Genomic DNA, 26,505 nt, shown 5'->3' with positions numbered 1-26,505 from the left:
GGAAGCGGTGAGGACTCGGCGGTGTCCACTACCATCCCATTACCATATTGGATTCGATCGCGATGCGTGCTTGTTCGAGGTCGCAACCTGTTTCCATTCGGTACAAACGAATCGCGTTGACTTTGTCGCCGGCCGATTTGCTGAGGCATTCGCGAGCGGTCATGCACGGGTCGAGTGTGCGATCGGTCAGGCCGAGTGCACCTTTGCTGATCACCCAAGAATCGCGAGGGCGTTTGGTCAAACGCATCAATTCATCTTCGGGGTACGCGTCGTCGACGACTTCGCGAGCGTCGTCTTCGTTTTCGGCCCAAGTGATGATGATGTGGGCGTCCGTTTCGATTTCAAACAAAGGCATGGTGGAAACGTTCGTTGGAGGAAGAAGAGCCGCGACGCAGCATGCGCTTGCTGGTACTACATCCTAGTCCACGCCGCCACCGGGCTGTAGGTCCTTGAGGCGTTTTGCTTCTCGGCACCGCCGAGGGCTGATAGAGTGGGCGAGGTGTTGAATTTTCTATCTGCAACCAAGGATTTGCGATGAAGTGCCGGTGTCTGCCCAATCGGAAATTTCATTTGATCGGTGCCGTGATTTGGACCGCGAGCGTTTGGATGTGCTGCCTTTTGAATGCCGCAGACAACGTTGGGACCGCTACGGAGGGTGCTCCATCAGCCGAGCAGTCCGATGCTGCCGCAGATTTTGTGGAACTGTTTGATGGCAAATCCTTCGATGGTTGGGAGCACAGCGGGAATTGGCGAATCGAAGATGGAGCGTTTTTCCGTGCGGCTGGCGGAGGTTCCCTGACGTACAAACGTACTCTCGTCCCGGATGACTTTGAGCTTCGGTTCGAATGGAAGGTGTCCGACGGGTGCAACAGCGGCGTCTACTACAGGCCTGGTCAAGTCGAGTATCAGGTGCTCGACAACGTGGGCAGTCCGTACGGTGAAAACCCGCGGCAATCAGCGGCCTCGTTGTTCTTTTGCATGGCCCCTTCGAAAGATGCCACGCGACCTGTGGGCGAGTGGAATTCAGGACGAGTGGTCTGCAAGGGAACCGTGATTCAGCATTGGTTCAATGGTCAAAAGGTCCTGGACTTTGACTACACCGATCCAAAGTGGGCCGAGATGGTGAGGCTGTTAACAATTCGGGGCGGAGACCTCACTGGTCGTGGCGGCGAGCTGTGGCTGCAGGATCATGGCCAGCCGGTTTGGTATCGCAATTTGCGGTGGCGCGAGATTCCAGATGAAGAAAGTCTGAAGCCGTCACCGAATTTTGAGCCGATGGCGATCCCGCCAGCAGCATTGGCCAAAGAGCAGAAGCGAGTGCAGGCGATGCTCAAAAAGCCTGAGTCGAAGTGAGTTCGATGGCTGTGAGTCAGTCTTTTCTCGTTCTGGGGCAGGGCAATCCGCGCCGCTTCCTATGCTTAGCCCTCACCCTCGCGTACGCCTGAACTGCGTCGCTCGACCTCGTATATATCTCTCTCCAAACTGCGTTTCAGGAGAGGTGCGCAGTTCGAAAACCCGCTAAAACGCGGCCTCTTTAACGGGCGGGTTCTCGAAATGTAGGCCAGGTTCCACCTGGCAACGACGGCAATGTTTTGGAACAAAGCGAGGCGTGTGCACTATTCCATGTGACATCAACGTGGAAATTCAATCGGCCAGTCACCCACGCCAGGTGGAACCTGGCCTACAGCTAACGACGCGTCTGCATCAGAAAAGCTTAAATGGCGGGTGGCACCTTTCGGAATGCTAAAAACGCGGCCTCGGTAATCTGCCCTGCCTCTGCAACGGGTGGGTTCTCGAAATGTAGGCCAGGTTCCACCTGGCAATCACGCAATGTTTTGGAACAAAACGAGGCGTGTGCACCATTCCATGTGACAGCGACGTGGAAATTCAATTGGCCAGTCACCCACGCCAGGTGGAACCTGGCCTACAGGCAATAACGCGTCTGCACCAGGAAATCCCAAATGGCGGGTGGCACCTCAGGGAATCACGATCTCGCGAAAAAAGGAGCGTGATAGAACCTGCTTTTGTGGGTGACTTGTTACGGTGGTTCTTTTAAACAGTGCTGCTGTTTCACATTGATCAAGCGAACTAGGACAGGACAGGCAAGGTGACCGAGTCAGCTAAAGCAGGAGTGAGATGCCCCGATTGTCAAAGCGAGTTCGAGTTCTCGGTCGCTGAATCAGGCGGTATTCAGGCGTGTCCGAATTGCTCGTCGCTAGTCACATTAGCCGCTGAGGTGATTGTCGGTGCTGATGGTCTAGATCGTTTCAACGATCCGTTCCGAGAAGAATTCATCGATAAGAAGCTGACGGCTGGATTGCTGGGGATGTTTTTGCTTGGTGCATACGGCTCCCACAAGTTTTACCTTGGGTTGAATCGCGGAGCGTTGCTGATGGCCAGCGTCTCAGTCGTTGGAATCATTGGGGGAATGTTCTTCATCTGGCCACTTTTACTGGTGTTTGTGATGGCGACGATCTCTTTCGTCGAAGGTTTTATCTACTTGGCGAAGTCGGATGAGAGTTTCTACGAGGACTACAGAGTCCGAGAGCAGCAATGGTTCTAGGTGCGTTCTCAAAGATGGTCCCTGTGGGAGCGATCTTTGACGTTCCAGGGTGACGTGATGCAAAGTGGCTTCCCAGTCGTGGCTCGACGCATTGGGATAGCGCTAGATGAAGTTGTCATCGCACAAAAAAAGCCCTGCTGAAAAGCAGGGCTTGATGGGCGATGAGGGACTCGAACCCCCGACATTCTCGGTGTAAACGAGACGCTCTAGCCAACTGAGCTAATCGCCCGTCGAAAAGTCATGGACTCTTCTGTGTTTTGTTTCCGGTCTTTTGAGAGACCTGGTGTCTGCTTTTCGGGCAGGTTCCGCTTCAATTGAAACGGAACGACTTGGGGCTGATGGTTTCCACTGCACGGTCAAAGCTGCCGTGCAATCGACAATCAGCGGGACAACATGCGGGTGCGTTTGTTGCGGCGTTCGGCACGCAGGCGGGCACGGCGATTGGTTTCGCTCGGCTTTTCGTAGAACTCGCGGCGACGCATTTCTTTCTTGATACCGCTTCGCTCGACCAATTTTCTAAACCGGCGTACTGCCTCCTGAATCGTTTCCCGATCACGCACCAATAACTTTACCATTGCCGCTCCGTAAACCCTTTCAATTCAATCGTTTGCATGGTCCAAATCCTCCAAGTCGAGGAATGAAGTGTCGCGTCCGAGCGCAGCAAATGCCAAACCCGTCGCGGTGAAGGCCGCGAATCATAACGACCTAACACCGCCCCCCACAACCGAGGAAACGGAAAATACAGTCGTTTTATGGCGAAAACGCCGCTTTCAATCTTGATCCAAAACGGAATTTCACTTCGCGTGTGAACTTGGGCGTTTTGCCACCGTCGAGGCACGGATGAATGGTCCGTCGCGACGCGATTGAAACGACATCCGTGATCTCTGGATCAGCTTCACCGGCGTCGAATCTCAGTTGGCAGGTGACCCACAAGAAGTTGATCTATCGGATTCAAGCGGCGGCCCGCGTGAGGTTTTCCATCGGAACCGTTTCGCAACGGACTCCGTCGACGCCGTAATAGACGAGCGATTGGGTTTTGAGGTCGGCGATCGCGGTCAACTTCACGCTTCGAGGACCGTGCAGACAAAAATAGAGTCCGCAGGTCGCTCCCCGCCGAACCACTTCACGCTGAGTCAGCGGGAACTGATGGGGCTCAAGTTGTCCCAGATCGCACAGTTTGTCTTCGACTTGGCGACGCAGTTGCGGCAAATCGATCGTTTCGAGGGAGTACCCGATCATCAACATCCTTTCGTCCAGCGGGAGGTCTGCTGCCGATGGTGCCACGCCGCCTCGACATGGCAAATTTCCTCGAAAAACGAGGCCATCTGGTCACTGCGTGCATCAGACGCCGTGGGTATCGACGCGCCACACGGAGAATCTTGGGGGCGATCTGGTTCAGGTCCGGTCGTGCGGCCAAGCCAATTGAAATTCATTCCCATTGCACGCGTTGCGGCAGACTTGCGCGATTAGACGGGGGGAGCCATTCCGGTCGATCAGACGGATTGGGGCCGTTGTTGGACGAAACGCCGTCGCTGAAGCGAATTTTGCAAGTTCCGCCGGAATCCAATCAGATGCGGTGGATCGAGAATCGGGCGGAGGGTTGGATGAACGCGTGATCGTTGAGGTTTGTCAGCCGCAGTGCGTTAGCACTGGATTTTGAGTGTAGAAACCGGGCCTAACGGCCGTCGGCTGGTGGTCGCTGAGGGTGGGACGGATGGTTTGTTGGGACTGGGAGTGTTAGCCGCCGTGTGTTAGCACCGGTTTCTGTATGTGAGAACCGGGCCTAACGGCCGTCGGCTGATGGGTGGTGGTCGCTGAGGGCGGGACGGATGGTTTGTTGGGGTTGGGAGTGTTAGCCGCCGTGCGTTAGCACCGGTTTTTGAGCGTAAGAACCGGGCCTAACGGCCGTCGGCTGATGAGTGGCGGTCGCTGAGGGCGGGACGGATGGTTTGTTGGGGCTGAAAGTGTTAGCCGCAGTGCGTTAGCACCGGTTTTCGTGTGTAAGAACCGGACCTAACGGCCGTCGGTTAAATCATTCACTTGGCTGCGGCGGATTTCGCCACCAGATCTTTGCGAGGCACGACTCGATGGAAGTGCAGGTGGACCTCTCGATCAACGACCCGTCGGACGCCTTCGACCAAACAGGCCGGTTCGTTTTCTGATTCGCCTTGAGCGATGATCCGCTCCAGAGGCGTGCCGGGGGCTACAGAAAAAGTTCGCTGGTTGATCGTCTGATTTCCCGCGTCGAGTTCGGGGATGATGAAGTGGCACGTCGCGCCAAACGTCAGCATTCGGACATTGTGGGCATCGTGGTACGGGCGGAATCCGGGAAAGCCTGGTAGCAATCCGTGGTGCAAGTTGATGATCCGGCCGCCCGCGAATTGCCAGCACGCATCGGCGGGAAGAATTCGCATGTAGCGAGCCAGGATCAGGTAATCGATGTCGTATTCGTCCAGCGTGGCCAAAAGTGCGGCGTCATCGACGGCTCCCGTGCCATCGCCGATCATCCGGAAATCACATTCGAACTCATCGGCCAGAAAGCCCAGTTTCTTCCGGTTGGAGATGATCACGGGGACTTCCGCGGCGATTTGACCCGAGGAAACAGCTTCCAATACCGCTCGCGGAGTGTGTTCGACATAGGTGCACGCGACCGCCAAACGCGGCCGGTTCGCACGAGCATCGGGGCTCCACGCCCGGATCGACAATCCGGTGTGCTCGCCGATTTGTTTCATCTCGTCCTGCAATTGCCCGAGCAGTTCCGCTGGATCGGCACCCGCATCGAACTGCAAGCGGCAGAGCATCGCGAAGAGTTCTTCCTCGTCGTGGTCGTACATCTGAATTTCGGAAATCCGAGCCCCTCGTGCGGTGACGTGGTGAATGATCGGATCGGCCAAACCGGAGTGATCCGGACCAAGGGCGGTGATGACGACTTCCATGTGGAGGCTTTTGCGAGGAAACTGTTGGCCCGACGAAATCGCAAATTATCACATTCGACCCAATCATGCCCACCGCATCCAAGTTGCCAGTCGCCACGCCGCCTTCGGTCAATGGCCGTCGCCGATCGGACTTTCCCGCCGACGCGAATCTGTGTGATCACTGCACGGCAAAGTGCTGCAAGTACTTCGCGCTGCCGATCGACGAACCGGTGACGCGAAAAGATTTCGACTTCATGCGGTGGTATCTGCTGCACGACCGAGCGACCGTGTTCGTGGACGAAGACACCTGGTACTTGCTCGTTCACACGACTTGCAAACACCTGCAGGACGACCATCGATGCGGCATCTACGAAACCCGGCCTCAGATTTGTCGCGAATACACGACGAAGGAGTGTGAGTTCGAGGACGATTGGTGCTACGAGAAGTACTTCGAAACGCCTGAGCAGATTGACGAGTACGCGGACGCTTTGTTCGGGCCGCAGTTCCCCGAAGGAGCCGACCGGGACATCGATTCGATCCGCAGTCGACGTCCGACGGGACTCCCGATTGTTGGGTAGCGGAACTCGTCAAGAGTTTCGGCAAATTTGGATGCCAACCGAAAGGCTTGACGACTTCCGCTACGACTCACACCCTCCACTTTCCTTCTTCCCATTCACCCCTCACCGACTTCCATGATTCAACCTCGCACGCTGAAGGGATTCCGCGACTACTTGCCCGCCGCGATGATCCCGCGGGAACAATTGATGCAAACCGCTCGCGAAGTGTTTCGCAGTTTTGGGTTTGCTCCAATCGACACGCCGACGCTCGAACACCTGGAAATTTTGACCGGCAAAGGTAGCGACGAAACCGATCGTCAGCTTTACTCGTTCGAAGACAACGGCGGTCGTCCGGTCGGGATGCGTTTTGACCTGACGGTTCCATTGGCTCGCTTCGCCGCTCAACACATTGGCACGTTGGGAACGCCGTTCAAGCGTTATCACATCGCTCCGGTTTGGCGGGGTGAGAAACCACAGGAAGGCCGGTACCGTGAATTCGTGCAGTGTGACTTCGACACGATTGGTACGACGTCGGAACTAGCGGATATCGAAGCCGTTTGCGTGATCGATGCGTTGTTGCGAGCGATCGGGATCGACGCGTTCACGATCAGCATCAACAACCGTGCAATCTTGACCGGTCTATTGGAATCGTTGGGATTGGCCGACAAGACGACGCCGGTGCTGCGAAGTCTCGACAAGCTCGGAAAGATCGGCCGTGAAAAAACGGCCAATGAGATGGTCGAATCCGCAGGTGTGACGGCCGAGCAAGCCGACGCCGTCTTGCGATTGGCGGAATGCGATGGGGACGCGGAGTCGATCCTGGCGTCGCTGCCGGAGATCACCGGTGGCAATGAAACCGCGGCAGCGGGAATCGAACGATTGACTCAAATCTATCGCGGTGCGTTGGCATCCGGAGTCAGCCCGGATCGTTTGAAGATCGATGTCTCGATCGCTCGCGGGTTGGATTACTACACCGGAGTCATCTTTGAAACGACGCTGGATGAGTTGCCGGGCATCGGCAGCGTTTGCAGCGGCGGACGCTACGACAACTTGGCGGGGTTGTACACCAAGCAACATCTGCCGGGCATCGGTGCCTCACTCGGACTGGATCGATTGCTCGCCGCGCTGGAAAGCCTTGGCCGATTGTCAGGTGTCAGCAAACCGTGTGCGGTGTTTGTTCCGTTCTTCGACAAAGGACACCGGGACGACTATTTGAAGTTGGCTTCGCAGCTTCGCGATGCAGGGATTGGCGTCGAGGTTTACCCGGAACCGAAGAAGCTTGGCCAACAACTCAAGTACGCCGACTCTCAAGGGTTTGCCGTCGCCATCATCGCCGGCGGGAACGAATGGGAAGCCGGTGCGGTGCAAGTCAAAACGTTGGCAACGAAAGAGTCGCAAGACGTGGCATACTCGCATGAATCGCCCGACGCATTGATCGAAGCGATCCAAGCGGCAACTTCGTAGTACGTTTTTGCACGGTCGATTGGGACAGCGTTGGGCCGCTAAAACTTGAGGGTTGAGATGCAAGTTACGACGTTGGTACTTGTTCTGTCCTACGCCCCAACGGGGCAGCTCTAAGATAGCCCCAGGCATCGCCTGGGGTTCGTTGTGGAGACCCCGACACGAGCCCCAACGGGCAACGCCGTGAACGATTTTGAGGCCGTGATTTGTGGTGTTTTGCTGAACTGCCCTTGAAGTGTAAAAGCCGGATCCCCCTACCAACCAACTGAAACACTTCAGTCAGAAAGGGATCCGGCTGTGTCAAAAAAACTCGATTCTCACGAATCAAGCAAGGCCAAAGAACATGCTCGACAAAGGAAATTCAATCGAGCCAAACGCAAGGTCAAGTCCGAATCTCAGCGACAGCACTATCGCAAAGCCCAGACGCGCAACGCCAAAGAAATCCGCAGTGCGATCGATTGGGTGCTGGGTGATGAGCAGGCCGTGCCGACGCAGGCCCACGGCAACACTGGCTGGAAGACAATGACTCTGATGATCCAAGCCTTGCTGTGGATCTTCTCTGACAAGGACAAGCTCAAGGATGCTTTTGATTCAGGCACCCGGCAATGCAAAAAGGTCCACGGGAGGATCGCATTTTCAAGTTACTCTGGACTGATCAAGGCGTTGGTTCGATGGACTCCATGGTTGTCCGAGGTTTTGCTTACTCGGATTCAGAAGCAAATTGAGACAACCGCCGGCAAGCTTTGGAGGACGACTGGTTGGGTCGTCATGGCTGTCGATGGTTCTCGAGACACAACGCCGCGAACACTGAGTAACGAAAAAGCGTTTTGCGCTCCCAATCATGGTCACGGGAAAACGGCTCGGTATCGAAAAAAGAAGACCAAAGGAATGCGCCGTCAGGCCATCGAGAAGAATCCACCGGCACCGCCGGTACCCCAGATTTGGATCACAATGATTTGGCACGTTGCCACGCAACTGACTTGGTGCTGGAAACTTGGGCCTAGCAATGCGTCCGAACGAGCACACGTGCAAGAGATGCTAGAAAACGGTGAATTCCCGGAGAAAACGTTGTTTACCGGTGACGCGGGATTCGTTGGCTACGAATTTTGGAAGAGCATTATCGATGGGGGGCACCACTTTCTCGTGCGCGTTGGCGCGAACGTCAACTTGCTGCATAGCCTCGGCTACGATGTCGAGCCTGACGAAGACAACCTTGTTTACTGCTGGCCCAAGGACAAACGCCGTGAAGGCATGCGTCCCCTGAAGCTTCGCATGATTCAGATCCAACTCGGCCGCAAAAAGGCAGTTCTCTTAACGAGCGTCTTGGATGAGAAGAAGCTCACCGACAAGCAAGCACTTGTGATTTACAAGAGCCGCTGGGGAATCGAACTGGAATTTCGCAACCTAAAGCAAACGTATGGACGACGGCAACTTCGCTGCCGCCAGAGCATCCGGGCGTTGGTGGAGTTGCATTGGTCGATCCTCAGTATTCTGATCGTCAAGCTGTATGCCTTGAAAGTACACCTCGCGAAGAAACGTCGCCGGGGTGATCCGGTCGCGATGCCTGGGCGAATCAGCTTCGCAGGGGTGGTGCGTTCTTTCCAACGCATTCTTGAGAATCTCAACGAGACCGATCTCGAGGAACCGAGCTTATCGGAGATGCTGGGGGATGCGCTGATCGATAATTACGAACGCAAGTCGAGCAAGGAGGCGAGGTATAAACCGAACAAGAAAGACAAACCTCGTTGCGGTCTCCCCAACGTCACTCGCGCCACGAAAGAAGATCGCGATCGACTTCAAAAACTGGGATTTTGTACCGTCGCCTAAATCGTTCACGGCGTTGCCCGTTGGGGCGAAGTCGTGGGACAAAACTCACGCAGTTCAAAGCAGGGTCGATCCCAAGGTTTAGCAGCCCAAGACAATGCCGAATCATTTCAGCCAACGAAGAACGGGGGCTCCCATTGGGAAGCACCCGTTGTCGTTGGCAAGCATATCTTGGCGATTTGTTCGATCGTCCAGGATTCGAGCGGACTAGGAAGTCCGTCGTACAACTAGATCAATCGATTGATATCGTCGCAGTAGCTCATGGGACACGCCCCAGCACTGCTGCCGACCTGCTTAAAGCGGTGAGCCGTCTGACTTCAAGGCGAAGTCGTACACCGTTTGGCTGTCGCTGATCGTCGCTTTGATTTGCGAATCTTCGTTGTAGGCTTCAGGAACCAACTCGTTCGGATTGCGTTTCTTTTTCTTTTTGCGTCGAGCAACGGCGTCGTCGTCATCTTCGTCAGCGCCTTCGGAGTCGACCTCACCCGTCGACGCTGTCGTGCTGATTCGCACCATTTTGTCTCCGGGTGGAACACCCATCACTTCGCTGTTGAATTTGATTTCGTAGTTGCCCTCTGCGTCCGTCGTTCCGTAACAGAACGTCGTATCGGGCGATTCGAACATCACGACGGCTCCTTCAAGAGGTTGACCGTCCAAGGTGACGTTGCCTGTGATCGGAACCAATCCGATCGATGCGTAGTCGGCTTGGGCGCTTGGTCCGCACCCAGTGGTGGTTGCCAAAGTGAGCGCGAGGCAGGCGACCGATGTCAGAGCCATCGCTTGTTGGATTGCTGAGTTCATAGCCATGATTGAAAAGTCAATGTGTTGTAATGTGGAACGTGAAGGTCGATCGGCGAATCAGATTTCGCCGGGGATTTCGCCGCCATCACGTGAGCCCAGTGCGTCGTAAACGTCTTCGGCCAGCGATTCCGTTAGGAATGAAACGGAGCCGTCGCACTTCAAGAAGTGAGCACCGCCGAGGTGGTAGCTGCCGAACGAAAGTTCCATCAATCGGCCGCTCATCAATGGAGCACGGATGACGGCGTTGACCGGAGTGATCGTGACGCCGGCGACTTCCGAGAATTCCGTTCCGCCAGTTCCGCCGTCGCAACGACAAGGGTCGGTTTGTGGAGCACCGATGTACCAGTAATCCATCCCTTGTCCGTCTTTCACGAACTTCGGGTTGTTGTAGCTTTCGCCGATCATGATCGTGTTGGACGTGCCGTCCAAGATGTCGCGGAACTTGGTTTTGCTGCAGGCATAGAAGATGCCGTCTTGGTCCAAGCTTTCCAACGAAATCGTGTCGGGCAGAGCGGTGCTGGTGTCATCCGACGTGGCCAAGGTTCCGGCAACACCGCGATAGCTGGCGGGCACGCGTTGTGGAATGCCGTTGTAATCCATGTGCAATGGCAGCGCCATGCTGGGGCAACGATAGGTTGGGATAACGGTTTCGCAGGCTTCTTCATTGGGGCCATCGTCGGTTCCCCAGTTGCCAAGCCCCGACTCTTGAAAGATCAAGGTTTGGTACAGGTTGGCTTGTTCAATCTGAGGCAAGATGTGACCGCTCCAGGTCATGCCTCGGTTGTCCCATCCGTAGGGGAACTTGTTGAACGTGTCGTGGTAAACGTGAAGTCCCAAGCCGATTTGTTTGAGGTTGTTACCGCATTGCATGCGACGTGCAGCTTCGCGAGCGGACTGAACCGCTGGCAAAAGAAGGCCAACCAAAACGCCGATGATGGCGATCACAACCAACAGCTCGACCAGCGTGAATCCGCGAGTCGATGTGGTTGGGCGGGCGGTGGATGGAGCGGTGCACGGGGTGGCTGGGGTTCGGCGACTCGATTGGGTCGTCAGGCAGGTCATTCGTTTCTTCCAGCGAATTATGTGGGGGGAAGACGGCGGGAAGCGTCGTTGCTGATGAGCCGCCGTCAGTGATTTGGGCGGGACTCTAGGAAACAACTGTGAAGAAACGACGAAGCTCAAAGTGAAGGTTTAATGAACAGAAATGAGCGTTCTTCAGCCGGTGCGCAGCGGGGAAATTGCGTGCGTGAGCGACGCTTTCCGCTGCCGTTAACGTTCCGCTCAGCTTCATAAAAGCGGCGATTGGCCCCGTGGAGGGGTTTCGGTGCCTCGGAAGAATTTTTCGAGAAAGTTCGTTTCCCGAATCGCAACCTGATTTCAGGGAGCGGTTTGAGGCGATCGGAGCTTGCTCGGATAGTCCAGAAGAAGCTGTTTGATCATCAGGCTGGGCAGACCCGCCGGCACAAAGTGATCAAACGCATGATTCACGATTCGTTCGTTGTCCGCATCGGTGACCGCTTTCATGTGCGGCACAACGTTGCCGTTGATGTTGCGATCAATGTCGATTGCCTGGGGAGTCTGCTCCGGTTCGAAGGACAGATCATCCAGGTCAATCCATCGTTGTTGTTGCGAGTTTTGTGTGCGAAAGTGGATCCGGCGTTCTTCAGGTTGGTAGACCAAGTTCCACTGAGTCAGCGGCCCTTGAGCGACCATACGCAAACAGCGAATCGCGTAGTCGATGGGGGCAATTTCCACTCCGATCTCATTTGCCATTTCAACCAAGCGAACTCCACGTCCGTAACGCATTCGGCTGGAGTTGTTCTGCAGCTCGGTTTGAGAATCCTCCCAGGATGAATTGGCCAGCACGCACGCGTGGGTCTTTGGTTTCCCGTCATCCAGACGATAATCGTCGCCGTGGCGAACCACCGCGCTGCCGTTGATGAACTCGACCACGGCAACGTCGCCGGTCGAATCCGTCACAAAATAATGAACGGTTTCAACCATCGGCAGCATCGGGATCGGCACGACGGTTGAAAGACTGTCGACGACTTCCGCGACGGTTTCAGCGGTGTCGAGTTGATACTGCACCCACTGAATCGCGTTGACCGCGGTGAGGTTTGGATCGGCTTCAACCGCAACAGGATCTGGGAAGGTCGCCCCGGGCAAACGCAACAAGTCGACCGTCAGTCCTTTCTCGTTCATGCCAGCAAACGGAATCTCACGGCCGAATTGGCAAAACGAAACGCTGCCATATTTGGAAACCCAGGTCGCGGGCTTGATCGGCGCGAGCGATGTTTTCTCAATGCCGCGAAGGTTGGTGATCACGAGTGCCTCGCCAAATGGCCAATCATGATTTCGCGCGATTACCAACTTCCCACGGATGGTCATGCGCATCACGGTGCACGCGGTCGCGGGCTGGATGGCTGTGATGGCGAGAACACCAACCATGGCCGCCTGCAATACGAGACCGACTCCGGTGACGGAATGAATCCGGCGGGCGGGATGACTGTTTCGACGCAAACGCATGTGCGTGAACTCCGGCAGTGAGTGGGCGGCGACGAGAGCGAACGTGGTGGCGGTTGTGAGACGTCCCGTTCGCAAATTCATCGTATCAAATTCAATCCGCGGAAGCAGGTTTTGTTTTGCGGGTACCGAAATCATCAACAGCGACTTCAATCATCGCCAGCGACTTCGGTGAAACACCGCCCGCGTGAAACTGCCGGTCAGCCGTAACTGCGGCCTAACCGGCAAAGTTTGCCAAAACGGCTCAACCGTCACGATCGTCCCATCCGATACCAGTTCACGTGGCATCTGGTGATGCGCGAGGTGGCGTGTGGAAAGCACGCTCCGAGCCCGTCGGCCACTCTGATTCGCGACTACCCCCGACGATTGAATCCAAGCGAAACACCCCATGAACTCTTTGATCTGGCGCCGACTTCCCCGGTTTGCGAAAAACTGTGCTGTCCTTGTGGCATGCCTGGCGTGTTCACCATTGGCAGCTCAGGTCCGTGTCAAAAAGCCGGACCGCGGAACGTATCAAACACCTGGAAGTGCTGCCGAGAAGACAACGGGCGATTGGGAATTGTATCCCGATTCCTCACCGGAACTCAGTCGCATTCAAATCAACGAAGTCGTTTACGACGACATGGAAGTCGCCTCCGCCGCGGAAGGTGACGGCCTGCAAGTCATGGATGAACCCGGCGGTTTGCGATTGCGAAAACTGGGCGAAGTTGTGGGATCAAACTCGCAACCATCCAGCGCACAAATCGTTCGGCCTGTTTCGGCCATGTCGGTTCGCCCTCACGGCGTTCCGAGTGAAGGGGCTCGTATCATCCAGTCGACTGGCTCGAGTCACCGAGGCCGCGTGCTTCAAAAGACATCTGGCTCGGTCACGATCATGGAACATCCAACCTTTGCCGGTGAAACCATCGTCGGCTCGGGCACACCGATGAACTTTCAAGGGCCCGGATGCGGCATGGAAGGTCCCGGTTGTGGGATCGAAGGTTGCGGGTGCGGATTCGACGTTGGCTGCGGACTGGAAGGTCCGGGGTGCGGGTTCGAATCGTATGGCTGCGACAGTTGCGGATACGGTGGCTGCGACGGAATGTGCGGGCCTGCAGGAGCGATCTGTGTTGATCCGAATCGTTGGTTTGGATCGGCCGAGTTGATGATCATGTTCCGCAAAGGCGATCGCTTGCCGGCTCTGGTCACAACCGACACTGCACCGGACACTGGGTCCCTGGATACGGGAACGGTCTTGGCCGGTGACGACAGCGTCCTCAAAGATGCAACGGCCGGTGGTCGCTTGACGCTTGGTTTGTGGTTGGACAACCATCAGTGTCGCAGCCTGGTCTTTCGTGGCTGGGTCGCTGGTGATGAAAATTACAGCTTTGGTGCTGATCAAAGAAACTTTGATGTGCTTGCGATTCCGTTCTTCAACGTTGCGACGGACGCGGAAGATTCCAACGTGGTTGTCTTCCCGAACGCACCCGCGGATCCGGCCATCAATGGTCGCTTTGGTGCGGTCGGCGTGGACGCTTACAGCGAACTGCATGGTGGCGACATCTCGGTGCGTCAGTTTTGGCGAGGCGGGTTGGGAACGACCTTCGACGTTTTGTATGGTTACCAGTACATGCGATTGTCCGAGGGGCTGAACATTTCTTCCAGTTCAACGCTGACCGAAGGAACCGATGCGGGCAATTACATCTCAATTCGTGATTCTTTCGGGGCGACCAACGAATTTCACGGAGCTCAATTTGGTTTGGCAGGTCGCTACCGCGAAGGCTGCTGGAGCTTCAACTGGTTGGCCAAGGCCGCATTCGGCAACGTTCGTCGAACGGCGAATCGTCAGGGCAGCACAACGGTCGGCCCTCCTGACACCCCACAAGACGGCGGGCTGTTCGTCGATTCGGACACCAATGAAGGCACCTTCACCAGCGACACGTTCGGTTGGGTTCCTGAACTGGACGTGAATTTGGGGTGGCACCGATTCAACCACTTCGACGTCACGATTGGATACCACTTGATGGCCATGTCCGACGCGATCCAGGTCTCGGGCATTTTTGACCGAAACATCAACGACGCGAACAACAATCTTCCCGCGCCATCGATGCGAGACGATACGTTCTACGTCCAAGGCATCCATTTCGGCCTGAGCTACACTCGCTGAGCGAAATCTCCGGCTGGAGACCGCTTGGGATGAGCGACGGGGTGGATTGTGGGAGAGATGACACGGGAAAACGGGGCTTCGGACGCTTGCCGGAGCCAAATTTGCCGACTCGACCAGCGGCAATTAGGATGTGGGGCATCTTTCTCGATTCGCTCCACGACCTTCACTTTTTCCGGCTGACCTGTCTCCCATGATCTATTTCATTTGCTGGGTCGTTTTCTTGCTCGCGATGATTCTGTCGGTGGTCGTGGTGGGTTTGAAAAACCGCAAGCCTCGACCCGCCGCCGCTGTTGTGCCCGCTTGTGAAGAAGAGATGATGGCCGATGGCGATGAAATTGAAGTCGTCGAAGGCGACGAGTTTGAAGCCGTTGCCGTCGATGGCGATGATTTCGGCGGTGGAGAATTTGTGGCCGAAGGTGGCGATGACTTCGCTGCTTTCGAAGACGAATTCAAATGATCGCCTGAATCCGATTCGCGAATCTCGATGACCGGTCCGTTGTGGCGGTGATCGCTTTGACGGTCAAACAACCGGGGGGACATCGCCGCTCAGCATGCGAGGCGGTTGTCGCGGTATGTTGGCTCAACCCGATGTTCCCTAGGGACGCTCGTCCCGAGAGTTTGCGGCGATTGTGCCGAAGGCTAAAACGGTTCGCAGCATCCCTCGCCTTCGGTCTACCATCAGTCGCTATGTTCACCAAAATGTGGCTGCCATCGGGCGATCATGGTTGCAGCAAAGATTGAAAGGCTCACGCGAGCCTCTCGATTCCGGTTCTCGACAGAAAGTTTTCGCGTTGAAACATCGAAGCACCCGAGACGTTGTCGAAGATCTTCGCAGCGGAGATCGGCTGATCACGGTTGATGACGAAGTCGATCCAAACCTGGAGATGGCCGAGATCCAACGCCGCGTTTATCTGCGAGGTGGCCCGGCGATCTTGTTCACGAACGTCCGTGGCTGCAAGTTTCCGATGGCGTCAAATCTTTTTGCGTCCTTGGACCAAGCCCGCTATTTGTTTCGTGATACGCTCGAACGTGTGCGGCGATTGATCGAAGTCAAACTGGATCCGTCGGCGCTACCGAAAAGCCCGATGCGATACGCGGGTGTGCCGATGACCGCGTTGACGATGCTGCCTCGCTTCACTCGAAGCGGTGCCGTTCAGGCGAACCAGTGTCGATTGAGTGAACTGCCGGCGCTGAAGTCATGGCCGATGGACGGTGGTTCGTTTGTCACCTTGCCGCAAGTGTTGTCTGCGGACCCGGAGGCTCCCTCCAACTTGATGCGAGTCAATTTGGGGATGTACCGCGTTCAACTCGCGGGAAACGAATACGACCCTGAGAATCAAGTCGGGCTGCACTATCAAATTCATCGCGGCATCGGAGTGCACCATCGTGCCGCGATGGATCGCAACGAATCGTTGCAAGTTGCGATCACCGTCGGCGGTTCACCGGCGATGAGCTTGGCTGCGGTGATGCCGCTTCCCGAAGGCCTGACCGAGTTGACGTTTGCCGGAGCGCTTTCAGGTCGACGTGTTCGCATGATTCGCGGTTCCCATGCGCCAGTTTACGCCGACGCTGATTTCGCGATCGTGGGACAAGTCGATCCAACCGCGACCATGCCGGAAGGTCCCTTTGGCGATCACTTGGGTTACTACTCGCTGCAGCATCCTTTCCCTTTCATGAAGGTGGAACATGTTTGGCACCGCAAAGATGCGATTTGGCCGTTCACGGTCGTCGGCCGGCCTCCGCAAGAGGACACGACATTCGGACAGTTGATTCACGAATTGACGGACCCGATCATTCCAACGGTGATCCCTGGTGTGAAAGCCGTTCACGCGGTCGATGCGGCTGGCGTCCATCCGTTGTTGTTGGCAATTGGCAGCGAACGGTACATGCCCTACCTGAAGGCGAAAGAGCCTCAGGAGTTGTTGACGCAGGCAAATGCCATTTTGGGTAACGGGCAATTGTCGCTAGCGAAGTATTTGTGGATCACGGACGACCCAGATGATTCCATCAGAATCCACGACATTGGAAGCTTCATCCAGCACATCCTTCGCCGAGTTGATTGGCGTCGCGATTTGCATTTCCATACCAAGACGACGATCGACACGCTCGACTACAGCGGCACAGGACTGAATCAAGGTTCCAAGTTGGTTGTCGCGGCGACGGGCCAATCGACCCGAGAACTCGCGACGGAGATTCCATCTGGTCTCAGTCTGCCCGATGGAATTTCCGATCCGCAGTTAGTGATGCCGGGCGTGATCGCCGTAAGAGGGCCCAAGTACACCGGCGACGCGTCGCGCGAAGACGTTCAACGTCTCACTGCGCACCTGGAGCATCAGCCAGGTCTTGAAAGCGTGCCATTGATCACGTTGTGTGACGATTCTGAATTTGCCGCAGCGACGTTGAACAATTGGTTGTGGTTGACGTTCACACGGAGCAACCCGGCGATTGATGTCGACGGTGTTGGAGTCCAAGTGGTGGCCAAGCATTGGGGCTGTCGCGGACCACTGGTCATCGACGCGCGCGTCAAACCGCATCATGCTCCACCGTTGGTGGAAGACGCCGAGGTGACCGCCAAGGTCGATGCAAGAGCGACTCGCGGCGATGAGCTGGCCAAGTACTTGTGATTGTGTTGAAGATCCCTTGTCGGCCAGTTTGACTTAGGCGGGGTCACGAGTGGTTCAATAATGAACTTCAGATTCGTTGCCGGGCGACTCGCTTTGTTCCAAAGCATCGGTTGAGACGCCAGGTAATGACCTGGCCTACGGAGCCCCAATCACAACCCGCAGCGTTAGCAAGGTCTCACGCCGTTAGCGGTGCGGCGCGAGCCGCCCGGTGAGGAACCGGAGGGCTCGCGCCCTGCCGCTACTTTGTGCGAAGGATCGCTCAACGCAACGCGTCGTGAACTTCCGCGAGCTTCCTCCTAAGGTCACGCACGCGGTCTTGGATGATCAGCGGCAGTTTGCTTCGCAATTGGTTGCGACCGCCGAACCAGTCGACCGGTTCGTGAACGACCAATTTGGCCTGCACGATGGTTGCATCAGAATCGGATCCCGCGATGTCGACTGGCAATCGTGTCGCGGTGATCAAACCACCGAGCCCTCGATACGTTTTCGCGTCGCCGGTGACTTCCTCCCCCAAATCGTTTCGTTCGATCGGGCTCCACGAATTCTCAAAGCGTGGATCCAATTGCCATGCGACGGTTACATAATCATCTGCGGTACCTTCGATGTGGCGTTTGGTTTCCGCATGAATGACACCATTGATCAGAACTCGGTCGAGCAACGGAAAACTGACTCGGCCAAACGATTCCGATTCTGAGTCGACTGCGATTCCGAGTCTGGAAAGTTCCTCCGTGGTGACCTTGTTCGCCGCACCGGCTTCGTCTGTTTCTGCTTCTTGATTGTTGACGCCCAGCAACGACTGAAGTGTGTCGGAGTCTTCGACTAGGTCAATCGGTGCATGCACAACAAAGGTGACGTCCAGCAGATGCCCGATTCGTTGACCCTCGGCGTTGGAAATCGAATCCATGTCGATGGCGATGGGAGCAACAACCGAGTCGCGAATAAAACGCTGGATTCCTCCGGCGCGAGCCAACTTTTCGAGTTGCTTTTTGACCTCTGAGGGAACGACCGGTTCGCCAGACGCATCGACGAAAGCGAGACTCGGAATTTGCGATGTGACATCGTCGGTCAGGGCAATGCCGCCGCTTCGCATTTGATTGAACAAAGCATTGTCGTCCGCGGCATCGACCGATGCGGCATGCACGACAAGCGTGCTGGCCAAAGCCCAGGCGAAGAACCGTGAACGTGTTTGACGGGCTCTGTTCACGGAAGTCTGATTCATCCGATCAAGCATTCTTCAGAATCGGTTTCAGGACACGAGCGGGTTCGACCCCGGTCAAACGAACGTCGAGACCCTGGTACTTGGCCGACAGCTTCATGTGGTCGAGTCCACAAGTGTGCAGCATCGTTGCATGCAGATCACGAACGTGAGTTTCTTCGCCGTCTTTCAAGTAACGGTAGCCAAGTTCATCTGAGTTGCCGTACGAGATGCCACCTTTGACGCCACCACCGGCCATCCACAACGAAAACGCGTTGATGTGGTGGTCGCGGCCGGAGCCTTGTTTCATTGGAGTTCGACCGAACTCGCCACCCCAGATGACCAGCGTGTCGTCGAGCATGCCGCGACGTTTCAGGTCTTGAATCAACGCTGCTGAAGCTTGGTCGACCGCTTTGGCACTGTCCTTCATGCCGACTTCTAGATTGCTGTGGTGATCCCACGCACGATGGTAGAGCTGGATGAACCGAACGCCGCGTTCCGCCAACCGCCGAGCCATCAAACAGTTGCTGGCGAATGATCCATCGCCGGGCTTGGTCACACCGTACAGGTCCAATGTTTCTTGCGACTCATCGGACATGTCGGCGAGTTCCGGCACCGACGTTTGCATTCGGAACGCCATTTCGTATTGGCTGATGCGAGTCGCGATTTCGGAGTCGCCGCGATCGGCTAGCAAATCTTGGTTGAACGCGTTGACTGCTTCGATCGTCGCTCGCTGAGTCGTGTCGGTGATGCCGCCGGGCGGACGAACATAATGAACCGCGTCGCCTCGCGATTGGAACTGGACGCCCTGGAACCGGCTAGGAAGGAAACCCGCTTTCCACTGACGCGCAGAAACAGGTTGCGCCCCGTGACGGCCTTGGCTGGTGAAAACGATGAAACCTGGCAGCGAATCGGTTTCGGCGCCCAAGCCATACAAAAACCACGAGCCCATGCTGGGACGACCTTTTTGGATCGATCCCGTGTTCATGAAGGCGTGAGCTGGGTCGTGATTGATTTGTTCGGTGTGCATCGATCGGATGATGCACAGGTCGTCGGCAACCGATCCGATGTTCGGAAACAGTTCGCTGATTTCGAGACCTGATTGGCCCCACTTTTTGAATTTGCAAAAGGATCCACGAGCGACAAGTTTCGATCCTTGAAGCTGCGCGAGCTGTTGACCGTCGGTCATCGAAGCCGGAAAAGGCTGGTCGTTGATCTTGTCCAGTTCCGGTTTCGGGTCGAGCGATTCAACGTGGCTGGGTCCGCCCGCCATGCAGAGGTGGATGACTGTTTTCGCTGTGCCGGGAAAGTGTGGCTGAGGCGAATCCGATTGGCTGGCTTGGCTTTCGCGAGCGAGCATCGAACCCAGCGCGGCCATGCCGACGCTGTACGTGCCGCTCTTGAGAAAGCTACGCCGCTGAATGGTTGGGAAAGAATTCATGATGTGATTTTAGGATGGCTTAGCAATGAGCGGGAAAAAGTGTCAGGTACCTTTTGTGCGAAGCACCCCATGAGCCGTTCCGGCAAAAGGTACCTGACACTTTATTCCCAAACGTTTCTTAGTAGCGGGTGATGGTTTCGTGCAGGTTCAGAACGATGCGGGCCGTCGCGGTCCAGGCGGCCCACTCAGCACGATCGGCGGGCGAAAGCGATTCGTTGTGCCGTGTGGCGGATTGGCCGATGCTGGTCAATTGAACCGACAAAGCTTCGTCGGCGAGGAATAGCTCACGCTGTTGATTCAAAAAGACCGTGAGTCGTTCGATCTCTTCGCTGGTCGCATCGCGTTGAAGCGATCGGCGAACCATCGTGCGCAACCGAGTTTCATCCGACTCCTTCTGCTCGATCATGTTCCACGCCAGTTCGCTGGCTGCTTCGATGAAGGTCGGATCGTTAAGCAACGTTAGCGCCTGTTGAGGCGTGTTCGCGTTGGCTCGAATCGCGACGCAATCCTCACGACTGGGGGCGTCGAAGTTGGCGAGCATTGGGTGCAAAAACGTTCGCTGCCAGTGCATGTAGATCCCGCGACGGTATTGATTGTCGCCGGCTGTCGAGCGATAGCTGCGGCTGGGGAATTGCAGGTTCGAGTAGTAGCCATCCGGTTGATATGGTTTGACCGATGGGCCACCGATTTCGAGGTTCAGCAAACCCGAGACAGCCAACGCGTTGTCGCGAACGATCTCCGCCTCCAAACGACGCGGTGGGTGGTAAGACAGCAAGCGGTTCTCGGGATCGATTTCAGACAACTCCGGTCGAACGCGACTGTCCTGCTGATACGTTCGGCTGGTCAAAATCAAACGAGTCACGTGCCGTAGATCCCAACCGGAATCGATCAGTTCGATCGCGAGATAGTCAAGCAGTTCCGGATGCGAAGGCGGGTCGCCTTGAGCACCCAAGTCATCGACCGCCGCGGTCAAACCGACGCCGAAGAATTGCTTCCAAAGTCGGTTCGCGACCACTCGGGCTGTCAACGGATTGTCTCGATGCACGATCCAGCGAGCCAGATCCAAACGGGTGAGACGTTTGGCATTGGCGTCTTTGTTGTCTGCTTCTTTGTCCGTTGCGATGCCATAGCTTCCGAGGAAACCCGGTGTGGCGGGTTCAACAACGGCGCCGGATTTGTCCTGCCAATTGCCACGCGGCAAGACTCGCACTTCCATTGGCTCGGTTGCTTTCGTCACCATCGTCCATGTCCGCCCGTCGCGGCAGGCGAGGTAGCGGTCACGCCAATGTTTGATCGCACCGGCATCTTTGGCTTGTTTGGGATTGGACATCATCCAGCTCAACAAGGCGTTGGGTTGGCTGATTGAGTCGCAGATCTGAATCGCCTCCAATTCCGCTGCATCAAACGGTCGCAACCGGACCAACGGCGACGACTCGAATGTCACTTCGGTGTCGCTAGCCAATCCTTTGATCTCCGCGATCAATGACTGACCTTCCTTCAATTGCAGCGGTCCCGACAGCTCAAACACCGCTCGCATCGGATCGTCAGCGTGTTTGGATTGATCGATCATGAACTGATGCGGACGCTGTTTGACCGCGCGTCCGGCAGCGTCGGTCGCCGGGACGGACCAACGGGAAGCAACGTTTTGCTGAGCGACCGTGCTGGAGAAAGAGGGCAACCAGCGGTTGGCTCGGGCGAATGAAACTGAAACGTCCGTGCGAGTTCGCTTTGCTTCTTCCTTTTTCTCGTCCTTTGGTTCTTCTGACCCGGATTCTTCCGACGTTGGCGGTTTGGTCTCCTCGATGTAGAAGCGGACTTCGACATTTTGAGGTGACTGGTTGGCCGCCGTCAGCAGGTTGACTTGGATTGACTGTGGCGACAAAGATCCGAGCGAGACCGATTCATCGTTGGCCGTCCATGCTTGAACTTTTTTGTCCTTCGATGGGACGGAAGCCATCGGAAGCGACTGCCAACCATCGGCTTCTCGTTCGAGCCAACCGTTGACGTTTGCCAGCCAATCATTCGCGGCGGTCTTTTGGTCGTCGGGCATTGCCGCCAATTGCAATCGAGCCAGCTGAATGAGTTCCTGTTTGGCTTGCGTTTGCTCTCGCAACAAGGCGGGGCTGGTGAGTTCGATTTCTGGAGGGAATGGGAAGTTGTTGTTGTATCCCTTCAAGTCAGGGTTGGGCGTGTATCCATAATCGCTGTAGACACCCCACTGTTCGATGTCCGCGAAGAACGCACCCAACGAATAAAAATCCTTGGCGGTGAACGGGTCGAATTTGTGATCGTGACATTCGGCGCATCCCGTGGTCAGCCCCATCCACGCCATGCCGACGGTTCGGACGCGGTCGGTCGCATACTTGGACAAGTACTCACCGGGTTGAGCACCGCCTTCGCGGGTGATCATGTTCAGTCGATTGAAACCTGACGCAATCAAGTCATCCGTTTTTGGGTTCGGCAGCAAGTCGCCGGCGAGTTGTTTGATCGTGAACTCGTCAAACGGCATGTTGTTTTGGAAGGCGTCGATCACCCAGTCCCGATAGGGGAAAATGTGTTGGTTTTGGTCGCCGTGGTAACCAACCGTGTCCGCGAATCGGACCAAGTCCAACCAGAACGCCGCCATGCGTTCACCGTGATGTGGGTTTTCGAATAGTTCGTTCAGTTGTTGATCAATGAGTGCTGACCGAGCGTCGGCGGATGCCTGCGTCTCCTGAACGCGAGTGAAGAAGTCTTGGGTTTCCTCCCAAGTTGGCGGCAATCCAACCAGATCCAAATGCATTCGTCGAAGCAATCGATCCGGTCTCGCTGGACCGGAAAGATCGTGACCCTTCGCCAGCAAACGGGCGCGTATGAAAGCATCCACCGGGTGAACATCATTGCTTTCGACCGTTTCATCCCACTTTGTCAGATCGGGGACTTCGGGGCGCTGGATCGGACTGAACGACCAGTGTTCCTCGTAAGGGGCACCCTGAGCGATCCACGCCTTCAACAATTGCTTTTGTTTCTCGGTCAATGTCTTGTGCGAATCCGGCGGTGGCATGACCAGTTCCGGATCTTCATGATCGATTCGCGCGACCAATTCGCTGCCATCGACGTCCTCGGGCACAATCGCGGCATAGTCGATCGCTTCCTCGCGAACATCCAGCCGCAAACCGGCTTGGCGATTGTTCTCATCCGGTCCGTGACAGAAGTAGCAGTTCTCGGAAAGGATCGACCGGATGTCTTGATTGAACGAGATCTCAGGTTCGTCGGCCGAAGCGCTGACGAGCCAGGAACTGCTTAGCCCGAGCAAACAAACGGTCGTCCACCGTAAAAAATCAAAAGGGAGCAATCGGAAATGCATGGGTGGAGAAACCACGATGAATGGCAAGATGGGAAGGAGAGTGGGCGGGAAACTCATTGTAACAGATCGACTCAAGATGTCAGCGAAACGGATTCGGTTCCGCGAGCTTCCTTGCAATCAAAGGCAGGGGAAAACGCCTGTGAAACTCAATAGAGTCCATAGAGCAGGGCGATCCATTCGTTGCCGCGTTGTGATGCATGAATCGCCGATTGGTCTGGCAGCACCGAATTTGCCGGTTGTACTAAATAGTTGTCCTCGAGATGCCGATGATGACGAGGATTCCAGTTGTTACATCCATCGATCAGCCGCGTGGGCCGAGTTTTATGATTCTGTTTTCGATCAAGCTGCTCAGCAGTCTTCGCAAAGCGATCGCGGGGAGGAAATATCCTTCTCAGCTCGCCTGGGGATTGGCATTGGGCCTTCTCATCGGCCTGATCCCTCACGGCAACCTGTTGGCAGTTGCGTTGGTGTTCGGAGTTCTGATGTTGCGTGTCAACCACGCGATGGTCGCTCTGACGGCAATCGGTGTAACGATGGTTGCACCTCGGTTGGATCCGATTTCGGATCAATTTGCCCAGTGGTTTTTCTCGCAACAAGGCGTGTCCGAAGTGATGGCCCAAGCGTGGGACTTTCCGCTGGTGCCTTGGACAGACCTGAACAACACCGTCGTGATGGGAAGCTTTCTGATCGGCCTGATTTCGCTGGTTCCCGCCTTTGCAATTTCTTATCCGATGTTCAAAGCGGTCTCGGGCAACTGGAACGAAGACGATGATTTGGAAGACGATGTTGTTGTGACACCCGCTCGCAAGCGACGTTCACAAAACACGGAGCAACACTTCGTCGACGCGCCACACAGCAAAGTATCGGAGCCGCACTTCGCGCCTGATACTGCACAGGAATCGGATTCGTCGACCGTCGATGCGATTGCTTTTGATTCCGAAGCCAGTTCAGGACGCGTCTTTGATTTTCGCCGCGTCGATGGTGCGGAACCGGTCCTGGCTAAGATCTCGCCATATCGAGATGAACGTGCCGATTCGAAACGAGCCTCCGCAGCGATTGACGCACCCGCGAGCGACGTTTCCTCCAAACAAAACACAACTCACATCGAAGTCCTCGACGCGGATTCCGATCTGCATTCGATGTCAAACGAGAAGGCCGTGGCATTGGGATCGGGCAACTCCAATCGCCCAGCCCTGACCACGAACGACGACCAACATAAAATCGATGAAGCGCTCAGTTATCTGCTTCGTCAATTGCGCGATTCGCAAGACAAGGATGCAGCATGATTCGTTGGAGATTCTTACTGACACGGCTTATCGTTGTCGCGACCATTTTGATGCTGCTGTTTTGGGGCCTCGGCCCGATGGCCAGCTACATCACGGTTCGCGGGTTGGAAGCCTCGACGGGAGCCCGAGCCGATATCGGTGCGACTCGCGTTGGCCTCTTTCCACCCCAGATCCAATTCGATTCGGTGCATGTCGCTGATCCACGTGATGACAAAGAGTTCCGGAACGCTTTCCAAGCGGACTCGGTGAACTTGGTCATCGACGGCGATGCGTTGCTCCGTCGACGCTGGGTGATTCGACAAGGCAGCATCGCTGGTTTACAAATCGGAACCACTCGCGAAACGAGCGGACACCTGGAAGAAACGCCGGACGAAACGGAAGCGTCCGGTCCTTCGATGATCGGAAACTTGCTTTCGTCGGCAACAAACGGGCTGAGTGCTCGTGCCGAAGCGATGGGCAAGGATCTCCAAACCGTTCGCACCGGGGAAGAGATTCGACGTCGTTGGAAAAGCGAGTACGAGCGTTTGGTTCAACAAACCAAAGAACTGGAAAAACGCGTCGAAACCATTCGCGAAGCAGCCAGCGGGATCGACAACCCATTGCGAGATTGGCCGGAATTGCAGCGCACGTTGGCTGAATCCGAAGCCGCTCGTGAACAGCTGATTTCGTTGCGCAACGCAATGAACGCGATGCCCGATCAAATGAAGAGCGACTTGGCTCGTTTGGAAAAAGCAAAGCAAGCTGACCTCGACAAGGTCGACGCGTTTGTGCCAGGCGACCTGAGCGAGTCAAAAAACTTTGGAGTCGATTTGGTCAGTGCCGAAATTCGACGTTCGCTCTCGCAATTGCGTGACTACCTCGACAGCGGACGTACGCTCGCCAACTACACCGTCGTTGCACCCGATACCGAACGAGTTCGTGGTGAAGACTATGACTTCCTCGGACGCAATCGACGTCCGGAATTGATGATCCGTCACTGTGACGTCAGCGGCACGATGCGTGCCGACGGCAAAGTCTTCACGTTGACGGGCGTGGTCGAGAACATGACGCCGACACCAGAATTGTTGGCCGATCCAACGCGAGCTCGCTTGCGGTTGGAAGGTCCTGAGACCGTTGATGTCGACTACGTTCGCGATCGTCGACAAGGCGAGCAACTCGATCGTCTGACCCTTCACTGGCCTCAAATGGATGCCGACCCGATTCACTTGGGACGTGGCAAAGACGTTGGAGTCGCAATCGCAGGTGGCGTTCGCGAAGTATGGGTGCAGTTGAGCAGCCGCGGTGAACATCTCGAAGGTCGTTTGGTCAGCAAACAAACCGGCGTCAACATGCGTTTGGATGTCAAAGGCGACGCGGGAGCTTCGACGGCGGCGATCCAAATGAATCAATCACTCGCCAACGTGGACCACGTCGAGATCGATGCTGAGTTCAATGGAACTTGGGAAGATTTGGATCTGAAGCTGAACACCAACCTGGGTCAGGTCTTCAACGACGCCGCCAAGACGGCCATCGCCAGCCAAATGGAAGCTTCCAAAGCAAAGGTTGCTGCCAAGGTTGATGAGGCTCATCGTGAGCAGATGTTGGAGCTGAACGAGTGGATGCTTGCACAACAAAACCAAGCTCAATCGTTGTTGGCCAAGGCTGACAAATCAGTAGAAGATCTCAGCCGAAAAATTCTGAGCGAAATCAATGGAGCTGATCAGTACCTTGGCAAGCTCAAGACCGCGTTTGGATCCAGTTTGCGGTAGTTCGACGAAGCAACGAGCGAAAAACAAGTGTCGGACAGCAGACGCAGCCTAGGCTTCCCGCCTGTGTTTCGCAGA

General features: G+C 55.8%; 20 protein-coding genes, 1 tRNA gene and 1 pseudogene. 11 read left to right on the top strand and 11 right to left on the bottom strand.

What is annotated here, in order from left to right; all coding sequences use genetic code 11:
- Window positions 1-28: 28 nt before the first annotated feature.
- Complete coding sequence (locus tag RB_RS00570) at window positions 29-355, bottom strand: DUF6793 family protein (protein WP_007330016.1); 327 nt, start codon at window positions 353-355, stop codon at window positions 29-31.
- 179 nt (window positions 356-534) lie between these two features.
- Between RB_RS00570 and RB_RS00565 the strand changes: the two genes are divergently transcribed.
- From RB_RS00565 to RB_RS00550, 3 genes and pseudogenes are all read left to right on the top strand, one after another.
- The gene (locus RB_RS00565; protein ID WP_011117823.1) at window positions 535-1,353 is read left to right on the top strand and encodes a 3-keto-disaccharide hydrolase; all 819 of its coding nucleotides are present in this window, start codon (window positions 535-537) and stop codon (window positions 1,351-1,353) included.
- Between the two features lie 214 nt (window positions 1,354-1,567).
- Window positions 1,568-1,747, top strand: a pseudogene (locus RB_RS28445) (hypothetical protein); the annotation flags it as partial.
- A gap of 360 nt (window positions 1,748-2,107) precedes the next feature.
- The gene (locus tag RB_RS00550) at window positions 2,108-2,563 is read left to right on the top strand and encodes a TM2 domain-containing protein (RefSeq protein WP_011117819.1); all 456 of its coding nucleotides are present in this window, start codon (window positions 2,108-2,110) and stop codon (window positions 2,561-2,563) included.
- A gap of 155 nt (window positions 2,564-2,718) precedes the next feature.
- Here RB_RS00550 and RB_RS00545 read toward each other — a convergent pair.
- The 4 genes from RB_RS00545 to RB_RS00525 form a co-directional block, all read right to left on the bottom strand.
- Window positions 2,719-2,792, bottom strand: a tRNA-Val gene (locus tag RB_RS00545).
- Window positions 2,793-2,943: 151 nt separating this feature from the next.
- The gene (rpsU, locus tag RB_RS00540) at window positions 2,944-3,138 is read right to left on the bottom strand and encodes a 30S ribosomal protein S21 (protein WP_007338941.1); all 195 of its coding nucleotides are present in this window, start codon (window positions 3,136-3,138) and stop codon (window positions 2,944-2,946) included.
- Window positions 3,139-3,514: 376 nt separating this feature from the next.
- On the bottom strand, window positions 3,515-3,802 hold the full coding sequence (locus RB_RS00530) for a hypothetical protein (RefSeq protein ID WP_231846076.1): 288 nt from the start codon (window positions 3,800-3,802) through the stop codon (window positions 3,515-3,517).
- Window positions 3,803-4,599: 797 nt separating this feature from the next.
- Entirely contained in the window at window positions 4,600-5,499 is a 900-nt protein-coding gene (locus tag RB_RS00525; protein ID WP_011117816.1) for a formyltransferase family protein, read from the bottom strand.
- Window positions 5,500-5,564: 65 nt separating this feature from the next.
- Here RB_RS00525 and RB_RS00520 point away from each other — a divergent pair, with 65 nt between their 5' ends.
- The 3 genes from RB_RS00520 (at window position 5,565) to RB_RS00510 (ending at window position 9,323) form a co-directional block, all read left to right on the top strand.
- Window positions 5,565-6,056 carry a YkgJ family cysteine cluster protein gene (locus tag RB_RS00520; RefSeq protein ID WP_011117815.1) on the top strand — a complete coding sequence of 164 codons (492 nt, stop codon included), beginning with the start codon at window positions 5,565-5,567 and terminating at the stop codon, window positions 6,054-6,056.
- Between the two features lie 114 nt (window positions 6,057-6,170).
- Entirely contained in the window at window positions 6,171-7,499 is a 1,329-nt protein-coding gene (hisS, locus tag RB_RS00515) for a histidine--tRNA ligase (protein WP_011117814.1), read from the top strand.
- A gap of 294 nt (window positions 7,500-7,793) precedes the next feature.
- On the top strand, window positions 7,794-9,323 hold the full coding sequence (locus RB_RS00510; protein WP_011117812.1) for an IS4-like element ISRba3 family transposase: 1,530 nt from the start codon (window positions 7,794-7,796) through the stop codon (window positions 9,321-9,323).
- Between the two features lie 291 nt (window positions 9,324-9,614).
- On the opposite strand, the gene RB_RS00505 is transcribed toward RB_RS00510, so the two are convergent.
- From RB_RS00505 to RB_RS00495, 3 genes are all read right to left on the bottom strand, one after another.
- On the bottom strand, window positions 9,615-10,121 hold the full coding sequence (locus RB_RS00505; RefSeq protein ID WP_164921283.1) for a carboxypeptidase-like regulatory domain-containing protein: 507 nt from the start codon (window positions 10,119-10,121) through the stop codon (window positions 9,615-9,617).
- Between the two features lie 57 nt (window positions 10,122-10,178).
- Entirely contained in the window at window positions 10,179-11,183 is a 1,005-nt protein-coding gene (locus RB_RS00500) for a DUF1559 domain-containing protein (RefSeq protein WP_007329345.1), read from the bottom strand.
- A gap of 315 nt (window positions 11,184-11,498) precedes the next feature.
- Window positions 11,499-12,647 carry a linear amide C-N hydrolase gene (locus RB_RS00495; protein ID WP_193427778.1) on the bottom strand — a complete coding sequence of 383 codons (1,149 nt, stop codon included), beginning with the start codon at window positions 12,645-12,647 and terminating at the stop codon, window positions 11,499-11,501.
- Window positions 12,648-13,032: 385 nt separating this feature from the next.
- On the opposite strand from RB_RS00495, the gene RB_RS00490 reads away from it, so the two are divergent.
- The 3 genes from RB_RS00490 to RB_RS00480 all read left to right on the top strand — a co-directional run bounded on the left by RB_RS00490 (window position 13,033) and on the right by RB_RS00480 (window position 17,414).
- Window positions 13,033-14,790 carry a BBP7 family outer membrane beta-barrel protein gene (locus tag RB_RS00490; RefSeq protein WP_011117806.1) on the top strand — a complete coding sequence of 586 codons (1,758 nt, stop codon included), beginning with the start codon at window positions 13,033-13,035 and terminating at the stop codon, window positions 14,788-14,790.
- A 190-nt stretch (window positions 14,791-14,980) separates the two neighbouring features.
- Window positions 14,981-15,247 carry a hypothetical protein gene (locus RB_RS00485; RefSeq protein ID WP_011117804.1) on the top strand — a complete coding sequence of 89 codons (267 nt, stop codon included), beginning with the start codon at window positions 14,981-14,983 and terminating at the stop codon, window positions 15,245-15,247.
- Between the two features lie 334 nt (window positions 15,248-15,581).
- Complete coding sequence (locus RB_RS00480) at window positions 15,582-17,414, top strand: UbiD family decarboxylase (RefSeq protein WP_165447198.1); 1,833 nt, start codon at window positions 15,582-15,584, stop codon at window positions 17,412-17,414.
- A 259-nt stretch (window positions 17,415-17,673) separates the two neighbouring features.
- Here RB_RS00480 and RB_RS00470 read toward each other — a convergent pair whose 3' ends face one another.
- The 3 genes from RB_RS00470 to RB_RS00460 form a co-directional block, all read right to left on the bottom strand.
- Entirely contained in the window at window positions 17,674-18,645 is a 972-nt protein-coding gene (locus tag RB_RS00470; protein ID WP_011117801.1) for a hypothetical protein, read from the bottom strand.
- Window positions 18,638-20,050: a DUF1501 domain-containing protein gene (locus RB_RS00465; protein WP_007329353.1), complete on the bottom strand. Its 1,413-nt coding sequence runs from the start codon at window positions 20,048-20,050 to the stop codon at window positions 18,638-18,640. Before RB_RS00465 ends, RB_RS00470 begins: the two co-directional genes overlap by 8 nt.
- A gap of 118 nt (window positions 20,051-20,168) precedes the next feature.
- Window positions 20,169-23,453: a PSD1 and planctomycete cytochrome C domain-containing protein gene (locus RB_RS00460; protein ID WP_164921281.1), complete on the bottom strand. Its 3,285-nt coding sequence runs from the start codon at window positions 23,451-23,453 to the stop codon at window positions 20,169-20,171.
- A 266-nt stretch (window positions 23,454-23,719) separates the two neighbouring features.
- Here RB_RS00460 and RB_RS00455 point away from each other — a divergent pair, with 266 nt between their 5' ends.
- Together RB_RS00455 and RB_RS00450 are read left to right on the top strand one after the other, a co-directional pair.
- Window positions 23,720-24,682: a DUF2062 domain-containing protein gene (locus RB_RS00455; RefSeq protein ID WP_164921280.1), complete on the top strand. Its 963-nt coding sequence runs from the start codon at window positions 23,720-23,722 to the stop codon at window positions 24,680-24,682.
- Window positions 24,679-26,430, top strand: a complete 1,752-nt coding sequence (locus RB_RS00450) for a TIGR03545 family protein (RefSeq protein WP_011117798.1) — start codon at window positions 24,679-24,681, stop codon at window positions 26,428-26,430. The genes RB_RS00455 and RB_RS00450 overlap by 4 nt, the downstream gene beginning before the upstream one ends.
- Window positions 26,431-26,505: the final 75 nt, after the last annotated feature.

Source organism: Rhodopirellula baltica SH 1 (assembly GCF_000196115.1).
Lineage (GTDB): Bacteria > Planctomycetota > Planctomycetia > Pirellulales > Pirellulaceae > Rhodopirellula > Rhodopirellula baltica.
This window is presented reverse-complemented; position numbering and strand designations above follow the sequence as displayed.